Source organism: Pseudoalteromonas sp. GutCa3 (assembly GCF_002836155.1).
In the GTDB taxonomy this organism is placed as follows: Bacteria; Pseudomonadota; Gammaproteobacteria; order Enterobacterales; family Alteromonadaceae; genus Pseudoalteromonas; species Pseudoalteromonas arctica.
Window position 1 is genome coordinate 16,789 of record NZ_PJBK01000103.1, and the last position, 11,767, is coordinate 28,555.

At 36.5% G+C, this 11,767-nt stretch carries 10 protein-coding genes; 8 read left to right on the plus strand and 2 right to left on the minus strand.

Annotation, left to right across the window (positions count from 1 at the left end; translation table 11 throughout):
• Positions 1-52: 52 nt before the first annotated feature.
• The gene (locus tag CXF64_RS19560; RefSeq protein WP_101163341.1) at positions 53-1,444 is read right to left on the minus strand and encodes an NAD-dependent succinate-semialdehyde dehydrogenase; all 1,392 of its coding nucleotides are present in this window, start codon (positions 1,442-1,444) and stop codon (positions 53-55) included.
• Between the two features lie 386 nt (positions 1,445-1,830).
• On the opposite strand from CXF64_RS19560, the gene CXF64_RS19565 reads away from it, so the two are divergent.
• The 3 genes from CXF64_RS19565 to CXF64_RS19575 all read left to right on the plus strand — a co-directional run bounded on the left by CXF64_RS19565 (position 1,831) and on the right by CXF64_RS19575 (position 6,630).
• Positions 1,831-4,122, plus strand: a complete 2,292-nt coding sequence (locus CXF64_RS19565) for a PAS domain S-box protein (RefSeq protein WP_232783815.1) — start codon at positions 1,831-1,833, stop codon at positions 4,120-4,122.
• Positions 4,112-4,726: a response regulator transcription factor gene (locus CXF64_RS19570; RefSeq protein WP_024589873.1), complete on the plus strand. Its 615-nt coding sequence runs from the start codon at positions 4,112-4,114 to the stop codon at positions 4,724-4,726. Before CXF64_RS19565 ends, CXF64_RS19570 begins: the two co-directional genes overlap by 11 nt.
• Positions 4,727-4,947: 221 nt before the next feature.
• The gene (locus tag CXF64_RS19575; protein WP_232783816.1) at positions 4,948-6,630 is read left to right on the plus strand and encodes an EAL domain-containing protein; all 1,683 of its coding nucleotides are present in this window, start codon (positions 4,948-4,950) and stop codon (positions 6,628-6,630) included.
• Here the strand turns inward: CXF64_RS19575 and CXF64_RS19580 are convergent.
• A complete protein-coding gene (locus CXF64_RS19580) occupies positions 6,627-7,535 on the minus strand; it encodes a 1-aminocyclopropane-1-carboxylate deaminase/D-cysteine desulfhydrase (RefSeq protein ID WP_101217850.1) in 909 nt (302 codons plus the stop codon). The genes CXF64_RS19575 and CXF64_RS19580 overlap by 4 nt on opposite strands.
• 77 nt (positions 7,536-7,612) lie before the next feature.
• On the opposite strand from CXF64_RS19580, the gene CXF64_RS19585 reads away from it, so the two are divergent.
• From CXF64_RS19585 to mshL, 5 genes are read left to right on the plus strand one after another with little or no spacing between them, the layout of a single operon-like run.
• Complete coding sequence (locus CXF64_RS19585; protein ID WP_007586312.1) at positions 7,613-8,536, plus strand: hypothetical protein; 924 nt, start codon at positions 7,613-7,615, stop codon at positions 8,534-8,536.
• Complete coding sequence (locus CXF64_RS19590; RefSeq protein WP_225305713.1) at positions 8,533-9,132, plus strand: PilN domain-containing protein; 600 nt, start codon at positions 8,533-8,535, stop codon at positions 9,130-9,132. The genes CXF64_RS19585 and CXF64_RS19590 overlap by 4 nt, the downstream gene beginning before the upstream one ends.
• Positions 9,129-9,824, plus strand: a complete 696-nt coding sequence (locus CXF64_RS19595; protein WP_101217851.1) for an agglutinin biogenesis protein MshJ — start codon at positions 9,129-9,131, stop codon at positions 9,822-9,824. The genes CXF64_RS19590 and CXF64_RS19595 overlap by 4 nt, the downstream gene beginning before the upstream one ends.
• Positions 9,802-10,125: a hypothetical protein gene (locus CXF64_RS19600; RefSeq protein ID WP_007586318.1), complete on the plus strand. Its 324-nt coding sequence runs from the start codon at positions 9,802-9,804 to the stop codon at positions 10,123-10,125. Before CXF64_RS19595 ends, CXF64_RS19600 begins: the two co-directional genes overlap by 23 nt.
• Complete coding sequence (gene mshL / locus CXF64_RS19605; protein ID WP_010553777.1) at positions 10,109-11,767, plus strand: pilus (MSHA type) biogenesis protein MshL; 1,659 nt, start codon at positions 10,109-10,111, stop codon at positions 11,765-11,767. The genes CXF64_RS19600 and mshL overlap by 17 nt, the downstream gene beginning before the upstream one ends.

Here is an 11,767-nt window from a genome sequence, read left to right on the forward strand (position 1 = left end):
ATTCATAATCGTTCCTATTAATATTTAAGGGGTTTTTATTAAACTGCGCTATTTAAAATGGCGCATCAATGTCAACAACGTCGATTAGTTTGTGGTTAACAAACTCTTTAATACCCAAGCCAATTAGTTCACGACCATAACCAGAACGGCGAACACCACCAAATGGTAAGTCGGCTTTTACCATCGTTGGATGGTTTACAAACACCATGCCGGTAGATATTTTTTTAGCAACTTCTAAGCCATGATCAGGGTTTGACGTAAATACAGAGCCACCTAAGCCAAATGGAGAGTCGTTCGCAATTCTAATTGCGTCATCTTCATTTTTTGCACGAAATAACATAGACACAGGACCAAAGAATTCCCAGTTGCGAGCCGGATTATCTTCGCTAATATTCGTTAAAATAGTGGGTTGTACAAAGGCGCCTTGACTAGGTACTTTAGGACCCACTTCAGTGGCTGTTGCACCAAGCTTGATCGCTTCGTTAATTTTAACTTTTAGTTCATCAGCTGCACCTTGTGATGACAATGGCGCCAAAGTTGTAGTGGGATCAAGCGGATCACCTGCTTGCAACTTAGCAACACCAGCAGTATAAAGTTCAACAAACTCATCATAAACTTCATCTTCGATGATCATTCGTTTAGACGATACACATACTTGCCCACCGTTCCAGTGACGACCAAATACTGCCCAATTAACCGTTTTTTCCATTTCAGCGTCAGCAAGTACAACAAATGCATCTGCACCACCAAGCTCTAATGTAGACTTTTTAAGTGCTTTACCAGCGGTAGAAGCAACGATTGCACCAGCGCTTTCAGAACCGGTAAGTGCAACACCACGAACTAATGGATGAGAAATGATCATTTCTGTTTGGGAATGTGCGGCGTATAGGTTTTTAAAAGCGCCTTTTGGCAGACCAGCTTCGAGCATAAGTGCTTCAAATGCTGCTGCACATTGTGGAACAATACCCGCATGTTTTAGTAGCATAGTGTTACCCGCTGACAATTGCGGCGCAATAATACGAGCAACTTGATAATACGGAAAATTCCATGGCTCAATGGCAAGCAATACACCAAGTGGTTCATGGATAATAATTGCCTCGCCCTCAGCTGGATCTGCAACGGGTAATTTTTCTGATGCGAGAAGTCTCTCAGCATTATTCGCGTAGTACTCTAAAATAGCTGCGGATAATTCAACTTCAGCCTTTGCTTCTGATGTTATTTTACCCATTTCTAAAGTTAATAAGTTGGCGTAACTAACTACATCTTTACGTAATAAGTCAGCCGCTTTTTGCATTATTTTAGCGCGAGAAGAGAAAGGTGTTTTTTTCCATGATTGAAATGCAGAATCGGCATTTTCTATTGCTTGAGTAATTTCAGCATCAGTAGCATCAGGAAAAGTTTTTATAACCTCACCTGTATATGGATTTGTTGTTGCATAGCTCATGATAATATCCTCAGTTAAATTAAATAAGACTCTTATTTTAAAATTAATAACGCTTAGAAGCTGCGTGTATAATTATGGTAAAACAAGTACTAAAGTGAGGCTATTCGTGGTGTTACGTAAATACATGTGGGAATCCACATCTTGAAAGTATAACTGTTTGATTTATTTATTTTTAATCACTCAGTTAATCCTTGACGCGGATGGGAGTGATAACGGATTATAAAATAATGCAGTGCGTAGTGGGTAAACGCATTAGTTATTAATCAACGAGGCGATAGTTTAAATTCATCATGAATTACAGTGATAAAAAATCGAAAGTATTTTCCTCATCCCAATTAGCTATTTTATTGTACGCAATAATGGTAGGAATACTGGTTACGTGTTTAATGATTTTTATAGTATTTCATATAGATTCCCAAGAGCGAATCCATATTGAACGAGTAACGCAAAATACTGCCCAAGGTATTAAAACACTGCTTAAAGATGATTTGGAAGGGCGAATAACATCACTGTCAGAGTTATCTAAGTTGTCTTCTATATCAAGCGATATGCCACAAGGTGATTGGGAAGTAATCAGTAAAACATTGTACGATTCGCAACATGGCTATCAAGCCATAGGTTGGATTGATAGATCATTACATGTGCGAAGAATAATACCAAAGCAAGGTAATGAGATCGCCATCGATTTTAATTTGGCATTAAATCTGCCTGCATTGTTAGCCGCAATAAAAGCACAAAATACAGAACAAGCAGTCGTCACAACACCTTTGCAATCTATTTATGGTGGAGAGGGTATCGGAATATATATTCCTGTTTTTAACACCAATAAAAAACTAGAGGGTTTTATTGCAAGTGCGTTGATTTTTGAACCTTACATTAAGGCAGTTGTACCTGCATTTTTACTTAAGGAATATCATTTTACGCTGTTTATTGATGGGCAAAAAGTATATTCAGATCAAACAAATTCATTTCCTGTTACAAGCATTTGGGATAAAAAAGCATCCTATGATTTACAAGGTCATAAGTGGGAGATAAGCATATCGCCCAGTGATGAGTTTTTGTATATTGCTCACTATAAAATCATGAGAATTTTAATTTCACTTGGTATTTTTATTGCTTTTTTAATTGTGTTGGCTGCTTATACTTATTTATTTGCACGCAGTAAAATAAAAGACGGGCGTTATAAGATTGAATATTTATTAAAAAATCTTCCCGGCATGGCATATCAGTCTTTTAATACTATGAGCTGGCCTATGATACTGGTTAGTGATGGGTGCGAAAGTTTAACTGGTTATTCTCGAGCTGAGTTTAAAAAAAATAGAATGCTGTGGAGGGAAATAATACATTCAGATGATTATGAGCGGGTACAGGCGTCACTTACAGAGGCTGTCAAAGAAAAACGCTCCTTTGAACTTGAATATAGAATTAATACCAAAAATAGTGGGATCAAATTAGTGTGGGAAAAAGGAGGACCGGTTAGTTCTATTTTTAATGGTGAAGTTATTATTGAAGGATTTATTAATGATATTACCTCTATTAAGCAGGCTGAAGCTGACCTAATTAGTAGTTATGCTTTCTCTGATGCGGTAGTAAATTCAGTTGTTGAAGCCGTTATTACCATTGATCAATACGGGCTTATACAAAGTTTTAATTTTGCTGCGCAAGCTATGTTTGGTTATGCCTCAGATGAAGTAAAAGATAAAAACGTAACAATATTAATGCCTACATCATTTAGTAAACACCATGACCAGCATTTAGCTCAATATTTAAAAACGAAGCAGACGCATATTATTGGTGTGGGTCGTGAGCTTGTAGCTAAGCATAAAGATGGCACAACATTTCCAATTCACTTATCTGTAAGTGAAATACAGAATCATGAAAGTACAATGTTTGTAGGTTTGATTCGAGATATTACCAAGCAACGTGCGTCAGAAGACCAAGCCCGGCTTCATACTGAACAATTAGCGCATACCGAAAGGGTCAATGCATTGGGTGAAATGGCAGCAGGAATTGCACATGAAATAAATCAACCTCTGACGGCTATTTCTCTTTTCTCTCAGACGGCAAAAAACTTTTATGAGAAAGGGAGGTTTGACAAACTCCCCTTAATATTTGAAAAACTAAGTTTACACTCTCGTCGAGCGGGAGCCGTTATTGAGCGTATGCAGTTAATGACCAAAAAAGGGCAACGATCAAAAGAAGTCATTGATTGTATATTTTTAATAAAAGAAGTAACAAACCTAGCAGAATCAGAAGCGCGACTTCGCAATATTACTGTCAGAATAATTACATGTGATGAACAAATTGATGTGTTTGTTGATCGGGTGCAAATAGAGCAGGTTATTCTTAATTTATTACGCAATGGTATGGAAGCTATGCAGTTAAATGCTTATAAAAATGATTCAAAAATAGAGCTCGAAATAAAATTGAATGAAGATAAATATGTTGAGATATCAGTGGCTGATACCGGTGTAGGGTTACCTGAAGAAATTAGAGAGAAGTTATTTAAACCATTTTCATCAACCAAAGAAAATGGCACAGGCATCGGTCTATCTATATCTAAAAGCATTGTTGAAGAACATGGTGGGCATATTCACTTTTATGACAATAAGCCAACAGGAGCTATTTTTATGTTTACTTTGCCAACACATAATAGAGGAGTCGTTTATGAGCGATAAGCAAAGCGTTTTTATAATTGATGACGATGAAGGTATTCGTGAAGGGCTTGAAATACTACTAGACTCTATTGATATTGACGCTCAGAGCTTTAGTTCAGGCGCTGCGTTTTTGGATGTATATAATGAAACCATGGCTGGTTGCTTAGTATTGGATATACGTATGCCTAAAATGAGTGGTTTAGAGCTACAACAAAAACTTAAAGATTTAAATTGCTCATTACCAATAATATTTATTACCGGGCATGGTGATATCCCGATGGCTGTAGAAGCGATGCGTTTAGGAGCAATTGATTTTATTAGAAAACCATTTAATGAACAGCACTTGATTGACCGTATTAATGAGGCATTGGTACTTGATGAAAAACAACATGAAAAATCACTCGATAAGCATAAAAATAAGATTAATGTTGAATCGTTGTCGAGTCGAGAACGTGAAGTGTTTGAACGAGTGACTGATGGGGCAATGAATAAAGTAATCGCGTGCGATCTTAGTATTAGTGAACGCACCGTTGAAGTTCATCGCTCTCATGTAATGGAAAAATTAGGTGCTAAAACACTCGCTCAATTAGTGCGAAGTAAAATTATGTATGAGCAATTAAATTAATTATCAGTCCATCTATTTAATAATACTGAAATGACACAGACTTTTAAACAGCCCCCATGTGGGCCTTTATTTAATATCTAACTAATTTAAACTATTATGTCTCGTTTATCAGAGTGTTTTTTGTTTAGCGCTATTAATAAATGTTTAAACTTGCTTTACGACCTTGTACTTCTATAGATATTGAACAACACTTTAGTTAATAATTTAACGAGTGGCAGGCTATGCAAAAGAGTAAACTCTGGCTTTTAAAGTACTTCAAAGGTATCTCTTTTGTCTTATTTTTGATGATACTTATTAGTTTTAATTTTATTTTAAATGATGCATTACATCAAAAAGTTCATGCTTCTGGCCAGCAGTTCGTTAAACAAGTTTACGAGCTGAATTTATCTCCTTCTATAAACAATGAAGTGTTGGCCGCATTGGCTAAAAGTGAAGGTTTTGTGTTGGAAGTGCCAAAACCAGCAGAGCATTTTAGGCATTTAGTGAATATAGAGCGCGAAGTTTTTTCTTACAAAACATTAAGTTTGAGCCTCTATCACTATCCTGCTTGGGTAACACAAAGTTACTTATTTATATTACTAAACTTGATCATATTAGGCGCCGCTGGCTGGTCTTATCGTTGGTGGGGCTTATTGAATGTAAGCCGTAGAATTACGCCCAAAAATACAATGATACAACCTACTAAAATTATTAAACAAAAACAAAATAAAATACGATTAATTAAACAAGTAAAAAAATGCGAATTAAGTTCTTTATATGGGGTTAATAGAGCATCACATAGCTTATTTTTACTCATTGAATGTGACTTTGATAAGAAAACCGATAAAGAAGCTATTTTTAAAGTGTTAATCACTAGAAAATTGACTGAATTTAAAGATGTGTCGGTAAAAATATTAAATTCCAGTTACTTGGCCGTCACCTTGCCACATATTCCTACTCCCGAGTTAGACAGCTACGTTGAAAAGCTTCATCAAAGCGTGTTTTTACTATGCCAAAATTATCAAAAAAGTATGACTCATAAAAACATTAAAATAGGTGCGTGCGACTATCGATTAGGCGCAGATAAAATTGCGGTTTATCAGTTAGCAAAATCAGCACTTATGCTATCGCAAAACAGCTCAGTCCAGCACTCTCACCGCTTAGCGTTAAATTACTGTCAAGAAAAACCACTTTCTAGTAAGCAAGTTATCGAAAATATTAAAAAGAATAAATTTATATTATTCTTCCAGCCTTTATTTGAGCTCTCTAGCGGGGAAATTTTAGAACATGAAGCTCTTATCAGGGTTAGGCATAGCCAACTTGGTTTACTAGCTGCTCGTTATTTTATTAATCAGGTTTATAGTAATCAAGACGCTTTAATATTAGATAAAGCAGTAATAACACAAGTTAAAAAGCTAATGCTGAGTGAATCTTCGGCCTTAACAGTTAGTGTAAATCTACACCCTAAAAATTGGTTTAATAATGTATTTTGGGAATGGTTACCTAGTCAAATAGCAGAGCTTAAATTAAGTACTAAATTACAATTTGAAATAAGTGAGACCGAATTTTTTACTCATAGAGAATCGATAACTAATGCACTTAATGTAATTAAAAAAAGCAGTTCACAAGTTGTGATTGATAATGTAAAAAGTAGTGAGAAAGTAGCTGTATTAGCTAATTATAACCAAGTATGCGGGCTTAAATTATCATACGAACTAATTCATTTATTAAATGAAAAAACTCAAAATCAAAGGCAAATAAAAAAGATAGTCGAAGCCGCTAACCTCTTAAATTTACCTGTGTATGCCGTTGGTGTAGAAACTCAAAAAGAGTTGTTTACGCTTGCCAAATTGGGAGTGGTGGGAGCTCAAGGGTTTTACTTTTCAGAGCCACTTCAAGAGTTTACGCAAGCGGTATTTAATTAAATTAACCCTCTATATTTAAGTCCATTCAAGCCCTGAAGCCCGCCAGTATGAACCGCAATAATTTTACTCCCAGATGGGAAATAATCTTGCTCAATAAGTTGCCACAATGCATACATCATTTTTCCGCTGTAAATAGGTTCAAGTGGCAGATTATAGATGCGGCTCATATCTTGGCAAAACTGCCATAGCTCAGGTGAAAACTTACCATAGCCACCACCATGAAACTCTGTGAGTAACTGCCAGTTGTTTTGATTATTAGCTTTAGCGCTCAGCTTTTTTATTTCTTCATTTAAATAATTAGCTTGTTTTAATACTGCTACACCAATCACTTGTGTTGTCGAAGCACTGCCTTCTATTAATCCAGCAAGCGTGCCACCACTACCGGTAGGGCACACTAAGTAGTTATGCTCAGGTAAGCTTTGTACTAACTCTTTACATCCTAATAAGGCGTGCTCGTTTGTACCACCTTCAGGAATAATATAAGCATTTGGAAAGCGCTCTTGCAGAGCATTAAGGTAATCGGTGTCGTGGCGTTTTCGATACTCTATACGATTAACTACATGTAGGTTCATACCACAATGTTTTGCAAATTGGATTGTTGGGTTGTTGTTATCCAGTTCAGGTCCGCGAATAATCGCGCGAGTTTTTATATTAAATTCTTTTCCGGCAGCTGCGCAGGCGTGAATATGATTTGAGAACGCGCCACCAAAAGTCAGAAGTTCTGTTTTATTTATCTTTTGCATATGCGCTAAATTGTATTTTAATTTACGCCATTTGTTACCACTTATTAGCGGGTGGAGCAAATCGTCACGCTTTACACCTAAATAAATATTTCTCTTTTTTAGAAACGTTGTATCTATTTGTTGAATATGGTTATTTTCGTTTATTTTGAATGATTGATGCATTTTTATTAGTTTTCAACTTGGCAAAGTAATTAAAGTGTACGACACTTGGTTAATACACAATTAACAATAGTAGCTATATGAAAGAAAAGCTGTTTTCTTGGTTAAATCGTAGTTTAGATCCTAATACAGCTATTGGTGTTGCAACGTATGCAGATACTGTTAACGCAGTATGTTTAAAAAAACAACGCGACCAATGGATGGTTCACAGTTCTCACAGTGTAAATGTGTCTGAGCAAACCGATTATACCGCTGCAATTGTTGCTTGTACAAATGAGGTTTCTACTGATATTTGTGCAGTTAATTTAGTCATACCGCACTACTTTTATCAAATAGTGCAAATGGATAAACCAAACCTTAGTGATGAAGAAATCATTCAGTCACTCCCTTGGACTACAAAAGACTTAGTTGATATAGCTTCTGAAAATATTGTGGCTGATTTTATCGATTATCCAATAACATTACCGATGCAAAGCAGCAAAATGAATGTGTTTATTACGAATAAGCTGCAACTACTTCCGTTTATAGACAGTTTTGAACAAACTAAACCTGTTTTGCGTGCAATGACCTCTGAAGAAATGGTTTTAGTTACCTTGTTTGGCTCATACAAAGAGGCGCATATGCTGATTGTGCAACATGCTAATCATGAACCTCGAATCTTAATTATTCGTGATGGGCAATTAGTATTAGCTAGGCGATTAAATGGTTTTTTAGGTATTTCAGATAAGGATCAAAATCAAGAATTGGTAGAAGCGTTAGGATTAGAAATTCAGCGTTCTATGGACTTTTTTGAAAGCCAGCTCAAGCAACCACCAATTCGCAGCATTCAGTTACAGTGCGATGATTTATCTTCATTAACTCTTAGAGCCGGGCTTGCAGAGTTTTTACAAGTAAAAGTTGTAGATTTTGAGCCTAACTTAGAATTAGCGCAGCAATTAGAGCCAAATTTTTATTATGCGCTTGGGGCAGCCTATCAATTAACAGATCCTGAGTCTGTGCTATGAAAACCCGGATTAACTTTTATCAAAAAACCTTACGCGTACGGCGAGACCCAGTCCCTTTGTCTGGAATGATTACGTTGTGGTTAGGTGCGCTATTAATTATTGCAATCACGTGGGCTTTTTACAGTTATAAAACATATTCTAGTGAGCTTGATTTAGAACAAAATAGGCAATACCTCAAACAAGGAAAAGCTCAGTTAGAAGTTGTAAAACAGCAGTTAGCAGAGAAACAAAATAAAACACTCTTTATTAATGAGCTAAAAACACTTCAGCAAGAGGTTTTGCACAAGCAGCAAATATTTAGCTATTTAGAGCAAAGTTCAGATCAGTCTGCAACCGACTACGCACAGGTAATGCACGATTTAGCGAAGTATCATGAACCTAATATTTGGCTGACCCACATTAAGTTTGTAGGGCAGAGTGTGACGCTTCAAGGTCAAACATCGCAATCAAAATTCTTACCAATTTGGTTTGATAATTTAAAACAGTCGCCATTTTTTATTGATAAAGAGTTTTCAGTTTTAGAGTTATCTACGCAAGCAGGTGTGAGTGAATTTAATGTAGCGACAGACCTTAGTGATGAGGGCGATAAACCATGAGCCAAACAACAAGTAGCCCGAATAATAAAAATAAAGGTTGGCCATTATGGGTCAAATACCAAGCTCAGTTTGCATCGCTGCAAAAACGTGAGAAGTATTCCACCTTATTTGTTGGTTTGTTTATAGTGATTTACCTCGGTCTCTGGTTCGTTATTTTTCCACAGCAAGATGAAGTTGCCAACATACGTTCAAAGCACAATACAACGCTGCAAGAGTTACAGCAGATAAATGCGCAACTCTCCATGTTAAACCAAGCACTAAACTACGACTACACTAAGGTTTTACGCGGTCAAATTGCACAAACCAGAGATGAATTAGCCGAAATAAATAATCAACTTAATAGTTTTAGCCAAGGCTTTGTAGCTGCTAAAAATGTACCTGCCGTTTTAAAAGATTTGCTCGTAGATAGTAGCGACGTAAAAGTGAGTAGCTTTAATGTAAAACCAGCACGGGCTATCGATGTAGAAAAACTAGGTGAACATGATACGCAAACATTATTTTTTGAGCATCAGATGGTAGTTACTTTGCAAGGTAGCTACTTTAGCTTACAAAAATATTTAGCCGCATTAAAAAATAATCAAGATAAGTTATTAATACAAGAGTTTAGTTATCAGGTACTAGAGTACCCTCAGGCTGAATTAACTTTACAAATTGCTACAGTGAGCGCTAATGAAAAATTTATCGCGTTATAGTATTTGTACTTTGGCTTTTTACATTATTGCGCCGAGTGCGCTTGCGCAACTTCGCGATCCGACTCAGCCAAATATGTTTGTGAGTAACAATAGTCCAGTTAAGCAAAGTACAGAACTTAAATTGCAATCTATTATTAAAAACAGTACAGCATTTAAGGCCATTATTTCAGGCCATATTTATCGAGTTGGTGATGCTGTAGATGATTTTCGGGTGCTAAGCATTAACTCAAAACAGGTTGTGTTAGCAAATGATGATAAACAAATAAAATTAGAATTATATGACTATGAAATTAAAAAATAATTTATCTCATCCGTGGCTTGTTCTTCTATTGTTACCTACATTTTTAACTGCGTGCCATAGCTTTAAACCAGGTAAAGAGGTTAAAAATCATATAGAGCAAGAGTTATCTGAAAGACCTACAGAGCCTAAAGTAATTGTGCCTTTACAAATGCCAAGCGAACTTACACAAAGCTTATTGTCATCTATAAATAATGAGCAAACTATAAGTGATGATTTATCTATAAAGCGTTTTGATGTCGCAGCAAATGATGTCGAAATAGGCGCTTTTTTTGCAGGCTTAACAGACGATACCCCTTTTAGTGTTGCTGTGCATCCTGAGGTAAATGGCACAATTAATTTAAATCTTAAAAGCGTTACGTTTAATGAAGTCATTAATGTTATTAAGCGTATGTATCCTTTAGATATTGTTAATGAAGGACGAATTGTACAAGTACTACCAGCCAAAATGCGCACAGAAACAATACCTGTAAATTATTTAATGATGCAACGCCATGGTCAGTCTACAGTGAGTGTTGTTGCTGGTGGGGTTAGTCAATTTGCACAAAGTGGTAGTGGTTCGAGTGGTTCAAGTTCAGGTAATAGTAACCAGCAAAATAGTGAATTTGGCGGCGATAATCAAAGCTTAGATTTGAATGGTTCTCGAATCCAAACAATTAATAAAAACGATTTTTGGAAGGAATTAGAAGTTGCCCTTAAGTCTTTAATTGGCGCAAGCGATGGGCGCTATGTTGTTGCAAGCCCACAAGCTAGTTTGGTAACCGTAAATGCATTACCAAGCGAAATTAGTCAGCTAAAAGAGTTTTTACGTCAAAGCCAAGAAAACCTACAACGCCAAGTTATTCTAGAAGCAAAAATAATAGAAGTAACCTTAAAAGATGAGTACCAACAAGGGGTCAACTGGGAGCGCATAGCCAGTGGTTTAGAAGGCGGTATTTCGTTTGCTACAACAGCGGGTTCTACAATTAGTAATAGCATTTCGGCTGCCATTGGCGGAGCGTCATCGCTGACAATTCAAAAAGGTGACTTTAACGGGGTTATTAATTTGCTAGAAACCCAAGGTGATGTGCAAATGTTATCTAACCCTCGCGTTACGGCTACAAACAACCAAAAAGCAGTTATAAAAGTAGGGCAAGACGAATACTTTGTTACTAATGTATCAAGTACGACGGTAACTGGTACTGCTACAACTACCTCGCCTGAGATTGATTTAACACCGTTCTTTTCTGGTATTGCCCTTGATGTAACGCCGCAAATTGACAAGTACGGCTCAGTCATCTTGCATGTTCACCCTTCAGTAACTGAAACAGAAGAGCAGCTAAAAGTAATTACTTTAGACGATCAACGTTTTGAGTTACCTCTAGCGCAAAGCAACATTCGAGAGTCAGATACCGTTATTCGCGCTCAAAGTGGCGAAATAGTGGTTATTGGTGGTTTGATGCAAACGTCAACACAGGATGAAGAATCAAAAACACCCGTGCTGGGTGATATCCCCATATTTGGCAACTTATTCAAAAGTATTCGTAAACGCCAAGAGAAAAAAGAACTAATTATTTTAATCAAACCAACCGTTGTTATGCCCGATACTTGGAAAAAACAACAAGGTGAAAGCCGTCAGCTTTTAAAAACATGGTATGAAAACTAA